Consider the following 21,377-nt stretch of genomic DNA (forward strand, 5'->3'; position numbering starts at 1 on the left):
TCTTTCTCTCCCGTTTCATCTATAAGTTACGCATCTATTATATGTGATAATAATTATCATTTTCAATAGTTTTGTTTACTCATTGAAAAAACAAGGTTCTCCTATTTGCTTGGCTGGAGCACCTTGAAGTAATTTTTTCGCTTTATCACATCTATCAAAAAAAACAGCGCGCACCGTTCGTAAACGGTACGCGCTGTTAAGGCAACTATTTCGCAAAGCTATGATGTCCTATCGTAACAATGACGTCCAGGCTCGACCAGAATGAGCCTTTGGAAATGTCGGGATTAAAGAAATAGATTGCGTCCTCGACATTGTTCTTGCCGTTCAATGCATCCTTGGCTGCGCGAAGGACGCTCGCGTTAGGCTTGCTCTTGTCGAGAATGCCGTTATGCGCCGGAGGGAATTGCTTTCCGGAGTAAATAACGTCACGAATCGTATCCGGGAACCTGCTGTCCTTCACCCGGTTCAAGATGACGTTCGCCAAGCCAAGCTGCCCTTGGTAGGACTCATAGCCAGACTCCACCATCGTAATCTTGGCAAGCAATTGCAGATCAGCGTCTGTAAACGGCTTCGCCGGCTGATTTAAGATGGACGGTACAACAACCTTAAGCCTCGTTCCTTGCTTAATCTGCTTGCTGTCTAGTCCGTTCCGCTTCAGAAGCTCCGCCTTGCTGCTGCCAAATTCCTTGCTGGCGTCATCCAGCGTGTACTCTGCCGATATAACGGCAGGCTGTACCTTGGCAAGCTCAACCACGTCAGCATTCATCTTCAAAGATCCGTGCAGCATCTCCGTTAACTGGCGCAGCGGTACAAAAATCCGGCCTTCCGAGGAGAACGGGGCCTCCTCCATCCGGTAGCGGTCTTCGTTGAAATAAACAGTTGGCACTCCGATTCCGAGTACAATTTTATCATTAAGTGCAGTATGTATCGTTACTTCTTCATTATCCTGGTCCCAGCTCGTGGTAGCGCCGAACAGTTCGGCCATCCGGTTGACGGGCACGTACAGTCTGCCATCAAGCTTGCGGACCGAGTCGGTCAGCTTCTTGCCGTCAAGCTTAATCGTTATGTCATTCGCATCAGCGGCTTCCCGGGCGAGTACATGCGACTGCGGCCCAAAGCCTAATGCAAGCAATGCCAGCACGATAGCCATTATATACGGCTTTCCAGCTCTAATCATGTGTACCTCCTTGTATTCCGGTTGGTGTAATCTCCCAACAAATATCCGATGGGCAAAATTATACCACAGCTTCCTAGGTCAAAAGGATTAACGTTTTCACAGAATTGAATCTTTTTGCTCATCAACAACTGAAAAGCTTTTTGAAAAGCATAACAAAACCCAATACCCGAGACGGTATTGGGTTTCTGTTCCGGTTATCCAGCCCCTAGTTAATCAGCAAGGAATTGCTCATGGAAAATCTTCAGCAAATGCTCCAGCGTAATCGGATCGCTATATGACGATGCTTCTGTATCGATCTCAATAACGCGGTTATTTTTCACCGCGTCGATTTTTTTCCATACCTCGGACTGCATAAAGCTGTTCTCAGCGGATTGCTTCCGGCTCAGCACGATAAAATCGCCTGCATATTCAGGCAGCAGCTCCAGCGAGATCGTATAGTAGCCCGGTGCAAGCGCATTTTGCTTCACGATATCCGTCATCTGCAGTCCCATAGCCTGATACAAAATCTCCGTTCCCCGCGCCCAGTTATTGCCGAGCACATAGAAGTTTTGCGAATCAGTCTCAAACACGGATACGGTCGTATTCGCTCCTGCTTTTGCTTGGATCTCCTCGCCAGCAGCTTTCGCGCGGCTCGTGAAATCGTCGATCCATGCCTGTGCCTCTTTCTCTTTATTCAGCACTTTGCCGATTTCAAGCTGCTGATTCAAGTAATCCAGCTTGCCCCATGTATAGACGATCGTCGGTGCGATTTCGCTTAGCTTATCGAGATTTTTCATCGTAGAGCCCGCAATAATAAGATCAGGCTTCAGCGCCAGCACTTCCTCGAGTTTCTCATCGGAAACCGTCTGAACGCCTTCCAGTCTATCTGCAAACAATGGATTCGCCTTCGTCCATTCATCCACACCAACAATATCGACGTCCATTGCCAATATGTTCGGCGCATTGGTCAATGCGACAATCCGCTTAGGATCGGCTGGTATTTCAATCGGTCCATTCTCCGACATGTATTCGCGAGTTCCGGATTTGCCGGCTGCTTCCTCTTGTTGCGGTTCACTGTTTTCTCCGCAAGCACTGATGACAAGCGTAAGCAACAGTATGACGGCTACGGCAGTTTTTTTCATCTCTAAAAATATCCCCTTTCAGCTATAAACGATAATGATTATCACTTTCACCACTTTAATGAGTTTTCTGCCGATTGTCAACATTCCAGACATAAAAAAGAACCATCATCTCCACCATACCGGTGAATTTGAAGGTTCTTGTACAGCAGCCTGCAACGCTCTGATTCCTAGAAACAGCAGCAGAACAGTCTTAAAATTTTATCTTCATTTTGCTCGATTATCCGTTCGACACAACGTCTTTCCATCGCTTGTTGGCCAGTATTTCCGCGTCCTTCCCCTCGAAGGCACGCATCGCATCGGAATCATTCATAAGCCGGTATCTCATCCAGGCTGTCAAATAACCTCTATGCTGGCCGCCGTCTTTCTCAATTGCAGTATGCGCCGCACCTTTGGCCATCGCCATCATGGCTGGAACATCGGGGTTGGCACCGCTAATGGCCAGCTTGTTGGAGCCAGACGGCGAAACAATGAAATCCCGGGTTCCACCCAGCACCAGAAACGGTACCTTCAGTTCCGACGTATCATAGACATCCTCCGGATCGCAATATTTCAGCTCTGGAAGCGCAATGGATACGACGGTCTTGATAGCGGCGCCGCGTTCGAAATGCGTATGGGCATTAATGACCCCTGTCGAGCCTTGAGAATGGCCGGCAGCGGCAATCTGATCCGCTTGAATTTTTTGATAGAATAGACTGGCAGAATTATTGTTCTCATCCAGCATGTAGGAGATGGAATCGATAATTTCTTTCCCGGTGCCCGTTGTCGTATTGTACGTATCAATAACGACAAATCCCCAGCTGGCGAGATGCTGGAACAGCCCGTCGTAATTTGCAGGAAGCGCCCCTGTTCCGTTGCCCCAGGCAATCAGCGGATAAGCTGCATCAAGCACGGAAGGGTAGTAGATTTTGTACAAATTTTCCCCATGCTCATCTGTGATTACTGCGGATTGAACTGCATACTCCCCTTCCGCTGCATATTTCGCCTCGATGCTCCCGGCTGCGAATTTGGGCGAAACCGAATTGATCAGAAAATACGAAAAAATAGAAAATGCCAATATCACTGCGAATACGATGACAAGTGCTCCTGTCAGCCACTTGTTTCTAAAGATTCTTCTAACGACTGCCATGCCTTCCCCTCTCCGGAAGCCCTAACAGCCTCCTGTCCAGCGTACAAAAACTATTCTACTATTCTAACATAGAATTGTTTTCCAGCCGAATCTCACGCCAGACAGGAAAGAGATTTACCCTTGTGCTGCAGCGAGCTGAGGATTAACCCCCGCTTCCGCCGGCTGATCCGCAGGCATCTTCGCTTTACGTGCTTCCCGGATGACAAGCAGCCCGATAATGAGCGAGACAGCGCCAATAATGATGAGGAGTGCCCCAATCTCACGGCTGTAAGCCGTAAGCGCTCCGCCCCGGAACGCCATACCGCGAATAAGGCGGTTCAGCCAGTTCATTGGAAGCGCCCACGCGGTAACTTGGAAAAATGCAGGAAACGCCAGCGGAGTCAGCTGAATGCCTGTTGCCAAGAACGAAGGGTATAAAACGAAGCTTGTTCTTAGGCCCACCTTGGACGCATCTTTCGCTGTGTAGCCAAGCAGCATGCCCAGAAGCGACAAAGCAAACGTATAGATGAGCAAAGGGATTATAAAGATATACGGCGCTGCTTCGAACCGCATCCCCCCGATTTGCTTCAATAGTCCATAGGCTAACAGCAGCGAAAGCGCGCTTAGAACGGCGTATGGGACGCTGCGAACCCACAGCTGCAGCGGAGAATCACCGTTCGCAAACAGCCTGCCTTCCTTACGTAAACGAGGAGCAACAGATCCTGCCGCAGACGTAGTCATCATCAGCACGATAATATTGACGAAGCCAAGCACCATGAAATCGACGTAGCTGGCAGTCGGATTAAACAAGATGCGCTGTTGAAGCGATAACGGAGCAATCAGCCCCTTTGATGCTTCAGCATCCCATCCCGTTTGCCCCAGACGGGTCATCGCGATCGTCGTATTTTCCGTCGTGACGATTTCTTGTATAGCGGTTCGAATCCCCATTAATCCGGAGGGCATCGTGTTATCCATCAAAATTCCGATGTTCGATGACTTGCCCTGCAGCTGACGCAGCTCCAAATCGGAAGGAAGCGTAATAACCGCCACAGCCTGCTCATTGGCGAGCAGCGTTTCAGGCTCCATCCGGTTTGCGAACACATTCGTCACCTTCATGTACGGGGAAGCATTCAGTTTGGAGATCAGCTCCCGCGAATAAGAGCTGTGATCTTCGTCAATAACGACGACCGGCGATTTGGTAATTTGGTTATGCGAGAACATGAAGCCAAAAAATACGGCTGCGATAAGGGGTCCTACAAAGATGGAGATGAGAAACTTGCTGCCTGCAACGTACTTCCATTCCTCAAGAAGCGATTTCATCAAGATCCACCTCTGCAGTCATACCCGGCATTAATTTCGCATCTGAAGCTATAGCCACCCGGACCAGATACATGCTCAAATCGGCTTGCCCCTTCTCACGGCTCATCCGCAAACTCGCGAATTGGGGAGCAGCGGCGATTGAAGCAATTACCCCTTCGGCATCATCCGTCTTTTTCACATTCGGAAAATGAACCTTAACGCTTTGATTGAGCTGCAGCTTTTGAATTTGGCTTTCTTGCACGTAAATATCCGTGTAATAGGCAGTCTTTTGCACAACAGCCAAAGGCATGCCTTGCGCAACGTCATCACCTGTGTTGGCTGCGATTTTAGTAACCAGCCCATCCTCTGGCGCAACAACCTCAACAGCGCTTCCTTCAGCTGGCTGAACCTTGAACAGCGAATCGCCCTTTTTGACTGTGTCGCCTAGCACTGCTGCCACCTCAATGATTTTCCCCGCATTGCCGCCATATCTTACAGCCGTCTGCTCCGATTCAAGAATGCCTTGTTTTCTATTCTCTGCTTGAGTGACCGCATCTCTTCCTTTGATCGCAAGCAGCGAGCCTCCAGCAATTAAAATCACCGCAAGAACCAAATATACCGTTGTTTTGACCTTCATTATAATGTCTCTCCCTCTCCCTGATTGCTTCAGGCTCTGTTTTTAGTTAATTTCCCCACAGCTTGCTCCGCCGCTTCCATAATGACTTCCCCAAGCGTCGGATGCGGATGAATCGTTAGCGCCAAATCCTCTGCTGTCGCTCCCATCTCGATGGCCAAAGCCAGCTCTGAAATGAGCGTTGAAGCCTCCACGCCAACGATTTGCGCACCGATGACGATGTTGGATGTCTGGTCTGCAACAATTTTCACAAAACCTTCTGTCGCCTGCAGCGCAAGGGCTCTGCCGTTGATTGAGAAGGGCGACTTGCCGGTGACAACCGCAATCCCCTTCGCTTTGGCCTCAGTCTCGCTTAAGCCAACGCTTGCCAGCTCCGGCTCCGAGAACATAACGAGCGGAATCGCTTTATAATCGATGGTTGAGGCGTGGCCTGCAATCGCTTCTGCCGCAACCTTCGCTTCATAGGAAGCTTTGTGGGCAAGAGCAGGGCCCGCCGTAATATCTCCGATGGCAAAAATATGCGGCACAGCCGTTCTGCCTTGTTCGTCCGTCTCGATGAGACCTCTGCTTGCAACGGACAGCCCGATACGCTCCAGCCCCAAACTGCCGTCCGTATTCGGTTTCCGGCCAACAGTAACCAGCGCATAGTCCGCTATAATGGCGTGCTGCTCCTGGTTCTGCGAATAATGCAGCGTTACAGAATCCGCCGTCTGCTCTGCTGCCGATGCAATTGCCCCGGTTATGATCGTTACGCCGTCTGCTTTAAGCTGCTTCAGCACAGGCGCGGTAAGCTCCGGCTCAAAGCCTGGCAGCGCTTGGTCAGCCCCCTCCAGAATTGTTACCTTTGTTCCGAATTTGGCATACATCTGTCCCAGCTCCACGCCAATATAGCCGCCGCCGATGATGACTAGGCTGGCCGGAATATGCGACAGTGATAACGCTTCTGTAGAAGAGAGAATACGGCCGCCGAACGGCAAAGCAGGCAGCTCGATCGGACGGGAGCCCGTCGCCAATATGGCATGCTTAAATGTAATATGCTGCTCCGTGCCCGCTCCTTTAATAAGAGCTGTATGCTCGTCAATAAAGCTGGCTTCTCCTTCTACAATTTGCACACCGGCATTTTTCAGCAGAAACCTTACTCCTCCGGCTTGCTTGTTCACGACCCCCTGCTTGAAAGCCTGTGCAGTATCGAAGATCGACGGATCATTCGCGTTGTTCAGCTGATTGAGCAGCTGATAACGATGTGATTCGGCGATTAATGCTTTTGACGGAATACACCCTACATGAGTGCACACTCCGCCAATCCCATTGCGCTCAACCACAGCTGTCTTCAAACCAAGCTGCGCAGAACGCAGCGCTGCTACATATCCCCCCGGACCGGAACCGATGACCAGGTTGTCTACCGTTTCATGCTGACTCATAGCTTGATTCCTCCTTAAAATATTATGACCGTAATATATTATAATCATCATATTTTAAAATCGTCAATCCCCTCCTTCTCCCTTTCCCGAATCCGGCAGGACAAATTGACAGGCTTTATTATGATGATTATAATATTTTAAAAAAAGATCGATTTCGAGCGACAGGAGTGATTGCGATGCCTTATCCTGAGGGCCATAAGCTCAAAGTTCGGGGGAAAATCATTGAAAGTGCCGCCCAAGCTTTTCGAACGAACGGCATCCGCGACATAAGCTTGCCTTTTATTATGAAAGGAGCAGGGCTGACTCACGGAGGGTTCTATTCGCATTTCGACAATAAAGAACAGCTGGTGGCCGAAGCATGCCGCTATGCGATTGGCGATACGATCGCCTACTTGCGGGAAGCGGCAGAGAACGCAAAGGGTGATCCCAAAATTCATGCGGTCATTGACTATTATTTAAGCCAATCTCATCGTGACCGGACAGAAATGGGTTGTATTCTTCCCGCTCTCTCCAGCGAAATATCCCGTTCTTCGGAAGAAGTCCGCGACGTGTATACACAAGAGCTGGAGCGGATGATCCAATTTATTGCCGATGTAGCTGGCATTGATATAGCTACAGGCAGCGCACTGCTTAGCACGATGGTCGGAACGCTTGTATTAGCCCGCTCCGTTAACGACCCGGCATTGAGCGACAGTCTGCTGGCCTCCGGCAAACGGCAAGCGAAAGAGCTGATTGCTAGCTAAGCTGGCAGCTATGCAAAACAAGCCATAATAAAAGCTGGCTGCTTTTATTATGGCTTGTTCATGTTTGTTCTATCATTGGTTATCATTTATTGTAATGACTACATTGCCTTTTTTCCGCCCCGTATCGACATAACGATGAGCCTCTGCCATCTGCTCCAGCGGATAGCTTCTGTCGATGACAGGCTTCAGCTTCCCCTTCTCAATTAGCGTTCTGAGGTAATCCAAATCTTCAGTCCGTTCACCGGCCATTCCGGAAATCACCTTCTTGCTGCTGGTCATCGATGTCCATACGCCGCGCAGAACCGGCTTCAGCGACATGACAGCCATCACATACGAGCCGTGCTCCTTCAGCATCCGTATACATGCTTCGAATGAGGTTTTGCCTACCGTGTCAAAAATAATATGATAGGTCTCTCCTCTGGCGGCAAAATCCTCTTTGGCATAATCGATAACATGATCAGCTCCGAGCGACTTCACCAGTTCCAGATTTGCTGAGCTGCATACCGCTGTCACTTCCGCACCAAAATGCTTCGAAAGCTGTACCGCGTACGTGCCCAGACTGCCCGATGCACCATAGACCAGCACCTTTTGCCCCGGCTGTATGCAAGCTTTCCGCAAAAAGCCTAGAGCAGTAAGTCCCCCGACTGGGACAGCAGCCGCTTCCGCATAAGTGAGATTGGATGGCTTGATTGCCAGAGGCGAGTTTTCTGGCAGACAAATATATTCGGCATAGGCGCCAAACCTGAAGCCAGTCGGGCCAAATACGGGATCGCCTTTCCGGAATCGCGTTACCTTGCTGCCTGCTGCCTCTATTTCTCCCGCCAGCTTGATGCCTAATATCGGATTCCTTGGCCTGTTGAACCCCAGCATGAATCGCATCGGAATACGGAACATGGGCGGAGGCGTCAGGCTTCTCACTCTGCAATCCCCTGCCGATACCGTCGTTGCATAGATTCGGATTCTTACTTCACGATCTCTAAGTGCCGGCTTATCTACCTCTTGCAGGCTGAGAACCTCCGGTCCTCCATATTTATAAAAAACAACTGCTTTCATCCCTTTATCCTCCTAAGGAAGCCAACTTATAAGGAATGTTACAACTGTTCGGGCAATACGTGCAGATACTAAAGTATGTTTTTACAAAATGGGATTGATAAGCCTTGCATTGATTACATCTGGAGCTACAATAGATCAAGCTCCCGAGCGCGAGCTACTGCTTCCGTCCGCCGCTGAACCTGTAATTTGCCGAACAGATTCCGGTTGTAACCCTTCACCGTGCTCAAAGCCAGAAAAAGCCGGTCACATATCTCCTGGTTAGACAGCCCCTCGGCGATAAGCTTCAATATTTCGAGCTCTCGCTCGCTTAACGGCTCAATGAGAGCATGCCGTGGAGAAATAGGGACAAGAGTTTCAGCTTTCCCTTCATGTAGCTGAACCCGTTTCTGCAATTCTGCTAACTCGGGCTGCCGCTGTACAAAATGATGCTGAATGATAAGCTGTTCTGTCTCGGATAAAATCGCAGCAGCGGCAGCAATTTTTCCCTGAGCGAGCTTCACGCGTGCGAATACTAACTTGCAAGATACGAAGCGATCGGTATTTTCGATCTGACGGGCAAGCAAGAGAGCTTGCTGCGCATGCTGCTCGGCCGTCTCCCATCCCTCCCGCTCCAGAGCGATACGGGCCAAGCCCAGATACGCTTCGCTTACGACCGGCAGCGGAGGTTCTCCCCCCAACTGCAGCGCATATCGATAGCTTTCAGCCGCTAGATCGGGCTGTTTATTTAGCTCTTGAACGTTTCCCAAACCAATAGCAGCCATAATAGCGATCATCCGGTGGCCGATTTGCTCGCTGTTTAACAGCGCTTCAGCATAGGTGCGGCCTGCTGCGGCATAATCTCCGCGAAGCTGCTGGGCATAGCCCAGCGTCCAAGCTGCCGCGGTGCGGACCGGAAGGTTATCCGGGTGCAACGACGCCAAAGCCAGAAGTGACTGTTCGTAGATGGCATCGGGCTGCTGCTGACCAACTGCCAGCGTAGCCCGAATGGAGGCGATATGTCCGATCAGATCCCGGACCTGCTCATTCTGCTTCTCATGCTGCAGCACCCGTTCTGCTGCCTGCAGCATCGGTTCAACCCCCGCTGTGCGGCTAACCAGCAGCAGTGCGGAGGCATGAGTTATATAAAGCGAAGGGCGTGCGTCTTTAACCGCCGGCGGCAGCGATTCCAGCCAGTTTAATATAGGGACGGCTTCACCGCGGAACTGCAGCGGCATCCCTGCTCCTTCAATCAAACGAGCGGACCGGTCCACATCACCTGCTTCGGCGGCATGGCGGAAGGCTTCCAGCTCCATGCCCTGCTCCTCATACCATTCACTCGCTGCGATATGCAGCCCGGACGCCTCACTGCCGGATAACGCGCTGGCACGGCGCTTCAGCTGCAGGCGCAGGGCATCGGCAAAAAGATGATGATAGCGAAACCAGCGCCGCTCGTTATCCAGCGGGATAATGAATAGATTGGCATGCTCCAAATATTCCAGTACTTCTTGTCCGAATCCCGCTAATTCTCCTCGTGTCCGGCTATCATTCGCTGCTTTACCCATAACGGCTTCACAAAGCGGACCACATAAGCGGTCAAGGATGGAGGTTTGCAGTAAAAAGGTTTGAATGCTTTCGGGCTGCTGCTTCAGAACCTCTTCTATTATATAATCCAGCACAAAACGATGGCTGCCAGTAAAGGTATCGATATCGCCTTCAGCCGAGCCTTCCAGGCCCCGCAAAGAAAGAGCAGCCAGCTGTAAACCGGCAGCCCACCCTTCTGTACGGTCAGCTAATCGGGCAGCATTCGGGGCCGAGAGGTTAAGGCCCATCGTCTGATTGAGGAATCCGGCTGCCTCAGCCGGAGTGAACCGCAAATCCGCTGCCCGCAGTTCCGTCAGCTGATTGCGGACACGCAAACGTGCAAGCGGCAAGTCAGGATTCTCACGGGCAGCAATGACTAGATGCATCTGGGGCGGCTGATGCTCCAGCAGAAAGGCAAGAGCTTGCTGTACCGGTTCTGCTGCAATGACATGATAATCATCGAGCACGAGGATAAATCGTCCGGCAGCCGCCGTAATTTCACGGATAAGCACGGCCATTAATGCTTCGGCTGGCGGCGGCTGGGGGGATTGAAGCATGCCAAAAACACCTTCTCCGATGTTAATCCCGATCGTCTGTACAGCAGAGAACAGGCAGGTCAGAAAGCGTGCTGGATCATTATCCCCTTCATCCAGCGATAGCCAGGCTGCCGGTAAACTGCAAGCCGCAAGCCAATCGCTAACTAAAGTTGTTTTCCCGAATCCAGCTGCAGCCGATACGAGAGTAAGCTTGCCGTGGAGTCCTTCATCCATCCGCTCATGCAATCGGATGCGATGGACGGCACGGGGCCGGGACGGGGGAATATATAATTTAGTTATTATCGGTATGTTCATAGAGCAATTATAATAATTCGCGCTTTCCATCGTCAATCGCAGCTGTGCTTGCCCCTTGACTTAGTCTGCTATTGGGACTGGCATACTCGACCTAAGGTGGGGGAGAATCCTGTTCCAAGGTCTATTTTGCGCCAGACGTTCTTCCGGTATAGTTCTCATGTAGAACAATTTCGGGAGGTTTAATCGTATGACGGAAGCCGTATTGCAGCTCCGCAATGTCACGAAAAAGATTGGCGGGCGCACAATTGTAGATAATCTTACCTTCGATATACCCGCAGGGGAAGTATTCGGATTTCTTGGGCCCAACGGGGCCGGCAAGACAACAACGATCCGCATGATCGTTGGCTTGATCTCAATGACGAAGGGCGAAGCGCTCATAAAGGGCGTATCTGTCCGCAATTACTTCGAGCTCGCAATGACCCATGTCGGGGCCATTGTCGAGAATCCGGAAATGTATAAGTTTCTGACCGGCTATCAGAATTTGACCCATTTCGCACGCCGGCACAATGGCATTACAAAAGAAAGGATCAATGAGGTCGTCACGATGCTTGGACTGCAGAACCGGATTCACGAGAAAGTGAAAAGGTACTCTCTTGGCATGCGCCAGCGTCTTGGCGTCGCACAAGCGATTCTGCACCGCCCTTCGCTGCTTATACTTGACGAGCCAACCAATGGCCTTGATCCGGCAGGCATTCGCGAGCTGCGGGATTACCTGCGAAAGCTGACAAGAGAAGAGGGAATCTCCGTTATCGTCTCCTCTCACCTGCTCTCCGAGATGGAGCTGATGTGCGACAGAGTCGCCATCATTCAAGGCGGCAAGCTGATGGACATCCGGTCCTTGCAGGAAACAAGGGACGCTGCGCAGACGAAGATCATTATTGAGGTGGACGATATTCCGGCAGCAGAGCAGCTGCTCGCCTCCGTCTTCGATACGGCTCGAATGAGCGTAACGGGCAGCCAGCTGGAACTAACAGCAGATAAAGAAGCCGTCCCACATATTACGAAGCTCCTCGTCAATGCGGAGATTGAAGTATTAGGCATTCACGCCGTGCAAAAATCGCTGGAAGATCAATTTCTCGAAATAACCGGGGGTGAAATGGTTGTCTAGTTTAACGAATCTTATTAAGAATGAAAATATGAAAATTTACCGGCGTCCCCGCACATGGCTGATGATCGGTTTTCTGCTCCTCACCGTCGCCTTGCTTAGCGGGCTTATGAATTGGGAAGCGCACAAGAACGCCAACCCGGACTGGCAGCAAAGCTTAACTCAAGACAACAGCCGGATGCAGCAGGAGCTGCAGAGCAATCAGGAACTTAACGACAATCAAAAAACGAGGATGACCGAGCAGATTAAACTTAATGAATACTACTTGGAGCAGGGCGTCAACCCCCACGAGCTGTCGCTTTGGGATTATGTGAACAACGCCTCCAACCTAATCATTCTGGTCACGATATTAACTGTAATCATTGCAGCTGATATGATCGCGGCCGAATTCACTTGGGGAACGATCAAACTGCTGCTCGTCGGTCCCGCTTCCCGGACAAAAATTATGGTCAGCAAATATATCGCTACGATGGGCTTCGCCCTGTTCCTGCTCTTGCTTTGCTTGGGATCTTCCTTCGCTGCAGGCGGCATATTGGAAGGCTTCGACGGGATGAATCAGCCGCTTCTGTCCGTTTCTGAGACCGGTATCGTCCAACAAAGCCCAATGATTCTCGAAATATTGGAAAAATACGGTTTCTCTATCATCTCGCTCATTATGTACGTCACGATGGCCTTTATGATCTCTTCCGCATTCCGCAGCTCCTCCATGGCGATTGCGTTCTCGCTGTTGTTCATGCTGGTAGGCAATACGGTAACGATGCTGCTAAGCAGCTACAGCTGGGTGAAATATTTGCTCTTCGCCAACATCGACCTGACGCAATATTTGGAGGGAGCTTCTCCTCTCCGGCCGGAGATGACACTGTCCTTCTCCATCATTACGCTCGTCATCTATTACTTGGCTTTCCAATTTATCGCGTGGCTTCTATTCACGAAGCGCGATGTGGCCGCTTAATGATCTGTATATGACCTAAAAATAGGCTGTCCCAAGTCATTAAGATGACGAAGGGGATAGCCTATTTTTTGTTGTTCAGATTAAACAGCATCCTGTGCAATTGAATGTTCTTCCGCTCGCCATTGCTCGGGGATTCCATTGAATCAACGAGTCAAGGCTGGAATCCCCTCACAAAAGTGAACGCTGACGCTTCTCCAGAATCATTCAATTGCTCCGTCTGCCATTAACCTGACTATTAAAAGCAAAATCAAAGCATTCCCCAGCACTTAATGCGAAGCCGAGTATTGTTCCTGCTCGGCTGCAGGGTCCAGCTTCTCTTTGCTCATGGCGAAGGACGCCAGCAATGCAATGACGGAGGGGATCAGCGCCCAAGCAAAGGTCTGAATGACGGAGGAGCTGAGCGCATCCGTAATTTGATCCAATACGGAAGCCGGGATGAGATCCCGCGTTTCCGGCGTTAATATTTTACGGGGATCGCTCAAATCCAGTCCTTCCGGCAGCCCGGCATGGCCCCCGGTGAATTGGGCATCCAGTTTATTTCGGAACAGATGACTTTGAATCATGCCGTATACAGTAATGCCAAGCGCCATCCCGAGTGCCCTCATGAAGTTAAGCGTTGAGCTGGCGGAGCCGCGCTGCCGGATGCTAAAGCCATGAATGGCCGCGCTGCTCAAAACGGAGAATGATGCCCCGATCCCGAGGCCGACCAGAATCATAAAGACCGTTACGATGAAGTGCGATGAACCGGACGTTAACGTAGTCAATAGCCCAATTCCTATGACTAGCAGCGTCAATGTCGGAATCATCATCGTCCGGTACTTCAATTTGGTCATGAGCAGACCTCCGCCTGCCGCCGTTGTAACGGAACCCAGCATCATCGGGAGCAGCACTAGCGCTGAATTAGTTGCGGAGCCGCCAAGAACACCTTGAACGAAGATCGGGATATAGACCGACGCTGTAATAAATGCCGCTCCCGCGAACATCGCCATAATGTTGCTTGTCGTATAAAGTCTGTTCTTGAACATGCCGAAGGTAATAATCGGCTCTTCCGCTCGCCGCTCAGCGAACACGAAGCCGGTCATAAGCACGGCAAAAGCCGCGAATAAGCCTAATATAAAGCTGGAATTCCAAGCATATTGCTTCCCGCCAAGCTCAAGCGCGAACATGAGGCAGACGATTGCGGCTACCAGCAAAGCTGCGCCAAGATAATCGATTTTTTGCCTGGAATGAACGACGGACTCCTTGTAAAAGAAAGCAATCATGATGAACGCAATGAGACCCAAAGGCAAATTAATATAAAAAATCCAAGACCAATGAATATAGTCGGTTATGTAAGCGCCAAGAAGCGGCCCGAATAAGCTGGAGAGGCCAAATACTGCGCCGAATAAGCCGCCCATCTTGCCCCGTTTATGCACTGGAACGACATCGAACATAATCGTAAAGGCAATCGGCATCAGCGCTCCGCCGCCAAGCCCCTGAATCCCTCGGTAAATGCTCAATTGAACGATTGACTCCGCTGTTCCGCATAGCGCAGAACCGGTCATAAAAACGATAATGCCGAATATAAAAAAACGTTTCCGCCCGTACATATCCGACAGCTTGCCGAAAATCGGCATGCCGGCCATTTCTGCCACGATGTAGGCTGAGGTAACCCACATCAATTTATCGAAGCCGCCCAATTCGCCGACAATCGTACCAATTGAAGTGGCTACGATGGTGTTATCCATCGATGCCATAAGGATTGCCAGCAGCAAACCCCCGATAATTACGCCCATATGATTACGATTTGCCATCTTCATTACGTGTATGTCCCCTCCGCCTGCTCAATTTACCCGACTAAGGCAGCATCCGTTGTTTGATGAAGCTTTTCTTTATCCAATTTATGTATATTCTCAAAATCCATTCTCCCACCATCGAAACTTTACATGGAGAACAGCAAAACGCCCCTGACGTACCCGATTTTCGGATACGCACAAGGGCGTTTATTTGGGTCCGTCATTGTCTCTCAACGGTACCCGCTAATCTTTATTATTCATTGGTCAGATTATTGGCCAAGAAAGCTTTTAATGAAAAACTGAAGCTGATATTCCATGCTAATTGGATCATTGAAGTAGAATGCTTTAGCATCGGCTTCATAGACATGATTATTTTTTACAGCGTCGATACTTTTGTACGTCTGGGTGTTTTGGAACGAGTTGTCTTCTTCGGCATTTTTACTAAAGATGACATAGTCGCCGGAGTATTCGTTCAAAACTTCCGTCGATAAGGCCAAATAGCCGTCTGTTTTCGTCGCTTCCTTTACCGTCTCCGGCATTTTCAGGCCAAATTGCTGATACAAAATTTCTGTACCGCGGCCAAAGTTGTCCCCGTACACATAAAGCTGCTTGTTAAACGTCTCGATAACCGACACTGTCGCGTCTGCACCGATCTTCGCTTTAATGTCTTCGCCTGCTTTCTTCGAACGGGCAGTGAAATCATCCACCCAGGCTTGCGCTTCTTTCTCTTTGTTCAACAGTTTGCCGATTTCAAGCTGCTGGGTAAAGAAATCGACTTTGCCGTAAGTATAAATGACGGTTGGCGCGATTTGCTTGAGCTGCTCGACATTTTTAATACCGTCCAGTCCGATAATCAAATCGGGCTCCAGCTCCATGATTTTCTCCAGGCTTTCGTCCGTTACCGCTTCTACATTTGCCAGCTTATCCTTGAAATTAGGGTTTTCTTTGGACATTTCGTCAACGCCGACAACCGGTACGCCAAGTGCCATTACGTTACCAGTCAAGAATCGGGTGATCACGACAACACGCTGCGGATTCGTTGGCACTTCAACAGGCCCTGTCTCCGATTGATAAGTAAATGTAGCAGCTTCATTAGACGGGGATGCCGCTTCTGTCGGTGCCGGTGAAGATGCAGCATTCGCATCCTTATTTGATTTGTTCGCTTGGTTGGCGCCGCAAGCGCTCAGAATAATAACAAAAAGCAGAATAAATGGAACGGCAAGCTTTTTCATACGATGAGTCTCTCCCTTTTATATTGTCCCTTTGATGATGATGAAAATAATTATCATTTTCATTGTCTACACCAATTATAGGGATACCCTCTTCGCCGAGCCATGCCTTTTTGTTGGAAAATTAACTTGTACTATTGATTGGCCGTAAATAAATCAACTGCCCGCTGCAGCTGCAGGCGAATAGAAATCGGATTGTACGGAATCCACTCATCCAGATCAAGTACATGAACGTTCTGCTGCTGTACGGCCGGAAGCTCCTCCCAGCAGTTCGACTTGAATACCGCTTCAGAGTGCTCAATCGAGCCCTTAATATCGGGAAAAATAATGACGAGCATCCGATCTCCCGCGTATTCTGCCAGCTCCGAGAGGTCAACAGGTATAGAATGAAACCGGTCCCCAAGCTTGTCCATCTGCTGCTTGACCTTTAGCGGCGGATTAAGGCCCAGTGATTGATAGATGACATAGCCGAAATTGCGGTTGCCATAAATAAATAGTTGCTCCGGTTTAATGACAACGATCGTTATCGTCTCATTCGCTGCCTTGCTTTGCTTCACAAGTGAACGAGCCGCCTGTTCCTCCAGCTCGAATTCCGCCAGCCATTGCTCGGCCCGCTCCTGCCGTTGAATGATCTGAGCGATAATTCGCAAATGCTCCCTCCAGCCCATATCCATCCAGGATACTTCTGCAACAGGCGCCACAGCCCGCAAATGCCCTGCATGGAGACCGGATAGTTCCAAATGCTCCTGAGCTCCAATAATCAGTTCAATGTCAGCCTCGAGCAATAGAGACTTTACCTGTTCAATGGAACTATTAATGTTAATAAAGGTAATCGACTGCGGCGGCTGCAATTCCGATGTATGGACATATTCGCTGCTGTCCGAAATGATGATAGCCGGCTCCAGGCCAAGCAGCAGCAAATGGCTGGCGTAGGGTGAGAGCAGTACAGCTACGCGCTCGAACTTTCTCCGGTTATAGCCTGAAGGCGAAGCTCCCGTCTGCTGCTTGAACCGGCGGCTCAAATAAAATTCATCCTTATAGCCGACCTTCAACGCAATTTCTCTAAGCGTTCCAGATCCGCCAATCAACAGCTCCTTGGCACGGTGAACACGAAGCCGCGACAAATAGTCACTTGGCGAGAAGCCGGTCATTTGCTTGAACAGAATCGAATAATGCGAATGGCTCACGCCCGCGATTTCGGCTAATTGCTCTCGTGTTATTTTCTCGTTGAAATGGTTTTCCAAATAGGCAATGCTTCGTTCCATAGAGGGCTGCTCGCTTCCCGAGTACTTGGCCTCCTGTCCCTGAAGCAGCTGCAATATAATCTGATGAAAAATAATTTGGTTCTGCACATGGCGAATTTCATTCTCCGGAAGCCGGTGGACATAAAGTTCCTCCACATGAGCCGCAATCGCCGGTTCATTGGGCAGAAAATAAACGACGGAATTGGAGGCCGCCTCGCTCCTCTGCATCATAGCTCCCGCATTCAGGGAGCTTGCTCCCTCCCGCGCACGGATAGCCAGCGTGTAAGCATGAAGCGGATGTGCGGAACTCGCGGCCAGCTCCGCCTCGCTGTGTGCCGGAAGCAAAACAACGCTGCCTTCCGTCAGCTCATACACTTGATCGCTTGTCTTCAAGCTGCCTTTGCCGCTGACAATTGCAATCAATACCGATAGGCGCTCATGTATGTGATGCAGCGGACGGCTCGAAGTACTGTAGACCGAATGAATGCTGTCAGCCATATATAACGGAAAGTGGGACGCCTCCCACTCGGGGACAATCCTGTTTGTCACAACTAAAGCCTCCATAACCATTAAGTGTGAATGTATTCCATCCTTTTGACGTATTCTTGTCTAAAGGCCGTATAAGGGTGCACGGAACGTTTTCCTCTATTATAATGGATAAGCTGGCTCTTTTCAGAAGCGGCTGGTGAAAATATAAAATTAGGAGCATCTCAAGTGCGGGCACATCCCATCTACCTTTTACGTATTACTGGACTTTTAGACGGCATTTCATTATTAGTTTTGCTCGGTATCGCTATGCCTTTGAAATATATTTGGGGCATCGGGCAGGCAGTCACCATTGTTGGAAGCATTCACGGGGGCATTTTTAGTCTTTATGCGCTAACGATCTTATATGCGGCTATACGAGTAAACTGGAGCCTGCTTTGGCCAGCGGCAGCGGCTGCCGCAGCCTTCGTCCCTTTCGGCAACTTTCTGCTGGATTGGCAGCTCAAGAAGGCACAGACGAGGTACTCGATAAAGCCGTTCAACTATAGCCTGCTCGTGTACAGCATCGTATTCTTCTCCTTCTTTGATCTGTTCTCGCAGCTGCCGGTTATGAGCACCTTTGCCGCATCCGTCGGTGCAAGCTCGTTTGTTGCAGGCTTTGTCATCGGACTCTATTCGTTATCCAACACGATCGGCAATATTTTATCCGGCATTATGACCGACAAAATCGGACCGTTCAAAATTCTAATGGCCGGATTGCTGCTATCCAGCGGCGCCCTGCTGCTCTATCAATTTGTTGAGGAGCCATCCTTCTTAATTGTTGTTCGCTTACTGCACGGCTTTGTCGCCGGCTTAATCGTCCCTGCGGCATTTACGTTCTCTGCGAATACGACCAAAAAGGATGAACAGGGGAAAAAGGTTGCTTTTACCGGTACGTTTGTAGGACTTGCTGCCATTATCGGACCTGCATTTAGCGGAATCATGGCAAGCAAGACTTCTGTTCCTTTCGTGTTTATTTGCGTAGCCTCACTAGGGCTGGCACTCGCCATTCTGTCGGCTATTTTTCTCAGCAAATATAAAATACCGAAGAAAGAAGCGGATGCCGCTGCCGTTTCATCATCGGCTTCCTTATTCAACTCCGGTGTAGTCAAAGCTTATAGCGGCGCATTTTTCTTAATGTTCTCGCAAGGCGTCATCGCTTATTTGCTGCCTTTGCACATTCAAACACTGGGCTATGACTCTAGATTAAGCGGTACATTGATGAGTACGTTCGGGATTATCGCCGTACTGATCTTCGTCCTTCCTACTAATCGCATCTTTGATCGTGTAGCTTCCGCCTGGACGATGGCTATCGGTATCGGCTTGATGGGAGTAAGTCAGCTGCTGATTAGCCAAGCTACAACGACATTAACGCTATACATCGTCCTTGGACTTTACGGAGTCGGCTTCGCCTTCTTGTTTCCGTCAATTAATACGCTGCTCATCCAAGCTGTACCTGCAGAGCTTCGGGGCAAAGCATACGGTTACTTCTACGCCTTCTTCTCGTTAGGTGTCGTTGCAGGCTCTTCTGTATTGGGCTGGCTGTCGCTAGGCATCATCGACGGATTTAGGTTTACCGGCATTGTACTTCTGCTGTTTGCTGTCATCGCCGCTCTAGGCAAACCAAGAAAACAGTTGTTGACTAACGAATAGTATTCAACCAAACAAATGAGCCTCATCCGTCATATGGATGAGACTCATTTTGTTTATGAATCCAACCCGGCCTTACGTCCGGCGCATATAAGCGCGAACCGTGATGGGCGCAAACACTGCAACAATAACCGCTGCTCCAATCAGGGAGATTCCTAGATCCCAGCCTGCGGTTCCGGAATTCGTCAAATCCCTTACAGCTGTAACGAGATGCGAGATCGGATTAATGTTGACGAACCATTGCAGCCAGTTCGGCATCGTGTCGACCGGTACAAAAGCATTGGACAGGAAGGTGAGCGGGAACAGCACAATCATCGAGATGCCTTGTACGCTGGAGGCTGTACGGGCGATGACGCCGAAGAAGGCGAAGATCCAGCTTATTGACCAAGAGCAGAGAATGACGAGAAGCGCAGCAAGCGCTACATAACCAAGACCGCCTTCAGGGCGGTAACCCATAATATATCCCATGCCGAAGGTCAGCACCGTTGCAATCGTATACCGGATCGTGTCCGCGAGCAGTGCTCCCGCAAGCGGAGCGATACGTGCAATAGGAAGCGACTTGAACCGGTCGAATACCCCTTTATCCATATCCTCGCGCAGCTGAACACCCGTAACAATAGAGGTTGTAATGACCGTCTGTACAAGAATACCCGGAATGATGACAGGCAGATAACTCAATACATCCCCGGAGATAGCTCCGCCAAAAATATAAGTGAACATCAGGGTGAAAATAATCGGCTGCAGCGTCACGTCAAACAATTGCTCCGGCGTGCGCCGAATCTTCAACAACCCCCGGTAAGCCATCGTCAAAGAATTGCGTACCGTCTGGCCGAAGCTCGTATGGTTTTTCAATTTGCGGCCCGATGCCGCATTTACTTGAATGGTGCTCATACCGTTACTTCCTCCTTCTCGCGGGATGCCGGCGCATCCGAGGCGCCATGGCCTGTAATCGATAGAAATACTTCATCAAGGGTGGGCTTCTGAACACTCATCTCCGCCAGCGGAATTCCAGCAGCTCGCAATGCGATAAGCAGATCCGTTACCAGATCGGCGTTAGCCATCGGTGCCGTAATTTTACCCGCTTCCGGAGAGATGACCGCTTGAATTTGGAGCACTTGTTCCACGATTTGACGAGCTTTCTCCATCTGCAGCGGATGTTCGACACTAAGGTGAAGCGAGGAAGTGCCGACGGATGATTTCAATTCGTCTACCGTCCCTTCCGCTACGACTACCCCCCGGTCGATAACCGCAATCCGATCAGCCAATTGATCGGCTTCCTCCAAATATTGCGTCGTGAGCAGAACGGTCGAGCCCGTTTTTACGAGTCTGCGGATCGTATCCCACATCTGTGACCTTGTGCGCGGGTCTAATCCTGTAGTCGGCTCATCGAGGAAAATGAGCGGCGGCTGCGCAATGAGACTTGCAGCCAAGTCTAGCCGCCGCCGCATGCCGCCAGAGAAATTGCGAAGCGGACGCTTCGCCGCCTCGGACAAGCCAAATTCCTCAAGCAGATCAGCTGCCTTGCGCTTCGCTTCTGCACGTCCCAATCCCAGCAGCCGCGAGAAAATAACCAGATTCTCAGTGGCGCTAAGCGACTCATCTACCGAAGCATACTGCCCGGTTACGCCAATCAATTGGCGGACGATCTGCGACTCCTTCTCCACGTCATGGCCGAATATGCGAGCTTTACCGGCATCCGGCCTGAGCAGCGTAGCGAGCATGCGGATCGTCGTCGTCTTCCCGGCGCCATTTGGCCCCAGTACGCCGTAGATGGAGCCGGCCCGCACGTTCAAGTTCACGCCATCGACGGCCCGATTGTCGCCAAACACTTTTACAAGGCCATGCGCCTCTACAGCCCAGTCTCCATTATTCGGGTCTATTCTCTTCGTCTGAATTTGCCCCATTGCTATTCCTCCAATGTTTCTGAATTTAA

At 50.2% G+C, this 21,377-nt stretch carries 17 protein-coding genes; 4 read left to right on the forward strand and 13 right to left on the reverse strand.

Annotated elements, in window-relative coordinates:
- Positions 1-205 precede the first annotated feature (205 nt).
- The 6 genes from ACFVVF_RS09025 to lpdA all read right to left on the reverse strand — a co-directional run bounded on the left by ACFVVF_RS09025 (position 206) and on the right by lpdA (position 6,757).
- On the reverse strand, positions 206-1,177 hold the full coding sequence (locus ACFVVF_RS09025) for a cell wall hydrolase (RefSeq protein ID WP_387807389.1): 972 nt from the start codon (positions 1,175-1,177) through the stop codon (positions 206-208).
- Positions 1,178-1,386: 209 nt separating this feature from the next.
- Positions 1,387-2,298: an iron-hydroxamate ABC transporter substrate-binding protein gene (locus ACFVVF_RS09030; protein WP_387807392.1), complete on the reverse strand. Its 912-nt coding sequence runs from the start codon at positions 2,296-2,298 to the stop codon at positions 1,387-1,389.
- Positions 2,299-2,515: 217 nt separating this feature from the next.
- The gene (locus ACFVVF_RS09035) at positions 2,516-3,424 is read right to left on the reverse strand and encodes a poly(ethylene terephthalate) hydrolase family protein (RefSeq protein ID WP_387807395.1); all 909 of its coding nucleotides are present in this window, start codon (positions 3,422-3,424) and stop codon (positions 2,516-2,518) included.
- Between the two features lie 114 nt (positions 3,425-3,538).
- Positions 3,539-4,723 carry an ABC transporter permease gene (locus ACFVVF_RS09040; RefSeq protein WP_387807398.1) on the reverse strand — a complete coding sequence of 395 codons (1,185 nt, stop codon included), beginning with the start codon at positions 4,721-4,723 and terminating at the stop codon, positions 3,539-3,541.
- Positions 4,707-5,339, reverse strand: a complete 633-nt coding sequence (locus ACFVVF_RS09045; RefSeq protein WP_387807401.1) for a biotin/lipoyl-containing protein — start codon at positions 5,337-5,339, stop codon at positions 4,707-4,709. The genes ACFVVF_RS09040 and ACFVVF_RS09045 overlap by 17 nt, the downstream gene beginning before the upstream one ends.
- A gap of 29 nt (positions 5,340-5,368) precedes the next feature.
- Positions 5,369-6,757: a dihydrolipoyl dehydrogenase gene (gene lpdA, locus ACFVVF_RS09050; RefSeq protein WP_387807404.1), complete on the reverse strand. Its 1,389-nt coding sequence runs from the start codon at positions 6,755-6,757 to the stop codon at positions 5,369-5,371.
- A 176-nt stretch (positions 6,758-6,933) separates the two neighbouring features.
- On the opposite strand from lpdA, the gene ACFVVF_RS09055 reads away from it, so the two are divergent.
- A complete protein-coding gene (locus ACFVVF_RS09055) occupies positions 6,934-7,500 on the forward strand; it encodes a TetR/AcrR family transcriptional regulator (RefSeq protein ID WP_387807406.1) in 567 nt (188 codons plus the stop codon).
- A gap of 72 nt (positions 7,501-7,572) precedes the next feature.
- Here the strand turns inward: ACFVVF_RS09055 and ACFVVF_RS09060 are convergent, their stop codons facing one another.
- Both ACFVVF_RS09060 and ACFVVF_RS09065 read right to left on the reverse strand, forming a co-directional pair.
- Positions 7,573-8,553, reverse strand: coding sequence for an NAD(P)-dependent alcohol dehydrogenase (locus ACFVVF_RS09060; protein WP_387807409.1), 981 nt, complete (start codon positions 8,551-8,553; stop codon positions 7,573-7,575).
- A gap of 125 nt (positions 8,554-8,678) precedes the next feature.
- Positions 8,679-10,964, reverse strand: coding sequence for a winged helix-turn-helix domain-containing protein (locus tag ACFVVF_RS09065; protein WP_387807412.1), 2,286 nt, complete (start codon positions 10,962-10,964; stop codon positions 8,679-8,681).
- A 187-nt stretch (positions 10,965-11,151) separates the two neighbouring features.
- Here ACFVVF_RS09065 and ACFVVF_RS09070 point away from each other — a divergent pair, with 187 nt between their 5' ends.
- Both ACFVVF_RS09070 and ACFVVF_RS09075 read left to right on the forward strand, forming a co-directional pair.
- On the forward strand, positions 11,152-12,072 hold the full coding sequence (locus tag ACFVVF_RS09070) for an ABC transporter ATP-binding protein (RefSeq protein ID WP_387807414.1): 921 nt from the start codon (positions 11,152-11,154) through the stop codon (positions 12,070-12,072).
- On the forward strand, positions 12,065-13,021 hold the full coding sequence (locus ACFVVF_RS09075) for an ABC transporter permease (RefSeq protein ID WP_387807417.1): 957 nt from the start codon (positions 12,065-12,067) through the stop codon (positions 13,019-13,021). The genes ACFVVF_RS09070 and ACFVVF_RS09075 overlap by 8 nt, the downstream gene beginning before the upstream one ends.
- Positions 13,022-13,287: 266 nt before the next feature.
- Here the strand turns inward: ACFVVF_RS09075 and ACFVVF_RS09080 are convergent, their stop codons facing one another.
- From ACFVVF_RS09080 to ACFVVF_RS09090, 3 genes are all read right to left on the reverse strand, one after another.
- Complete coding sequence (locus ACFVVF_RS09080; protein WP_387807420.1) at positions 13,288-14,820, reverse strand: MDR family MFS transporter; 1,533 nt, start codon at positions 14,818-14,820, stop codon at positions 13,288-13,290.
- Positions 14,821-15,065: 245 nt separating this feature from the next.
- Positions 15,066-16,028, reverse strand: coding sequence for an iron-hydroxamate ABC transporter substrate-binding protein (locus ACFVVF_RS09085; protein WP_387807423.1), 963 nt, complete (start codon positions 16,026-16,028; stop codon positions 15,066-15,068).
- Between the two features lie 131 nt (positions 16,029-16,159).
- Positions 16,160-17,818, reverse strand: coding sequence for a helix-turn-helix domain-containing protein (locus tag ACFVVF_RS09090; protein WP_387807425.1), 1,659 nt, complete (start codon positions 17,816-17,818; stop codon positions 16,160-16,162).
- Positions 17,819-17,983: 165 nt separating this feature from the next.
- On the opposite strand from ACFVVF_RS09090, the gene ACFVVF_RS09095 reads away from it, so the two are divergent.
- Positions 17,984-19,447, forward strand: coding sequence for an MFS transporter (locus tag ACFVVF_RS09095; RefSeq protein ID WP_387807428.1), 1,464 nt, complete (start codon positions 17,984-17,986; stop codon positions 19,445-19,447).
- 72 nt (positions 19,448-19,519) lie between these two features.
- On the opposite strand, the gene ACFVVF_RS09100 is transcribed toward ACFVVF_RS09095, so the two are convergent.
- On the reverse strand, positions 19,520-20,335 hold the full coding sequence (locus ACFVVF_RS09100; protein ID WP_387807430.1) for an ABC transporter permease: 816 nt from the start codon (positions 20,333-20,335) through the stop codon (positions 19,520-19,522).
- Complete coding sequence (locus ACFVVF_RS09105; RefSeq protein WP_387807433.1) at positions 20,332-21,348, reverse strand: ATP-binding cassette domain-containing protein; 1,017 nt, start codon at positions 21,346-21,348, stop codon at positions 20,332-20,334. Before ACFVVF_RS09105 ends, ACFVVF_RS09100 begins: the two co-directional genes overlap by 4 nt.
- Positions 21,349-21,377 lie beyond the last annotated feature (29 nt).

The organism is Paenibacillus sp. NPDC058174, from assembly GCF_042883865.1.
GTDB lineage: Bacteria > Bacillota > Bacilli > Paenibacillales > Paenibacillaceae > Pristimantibacillus.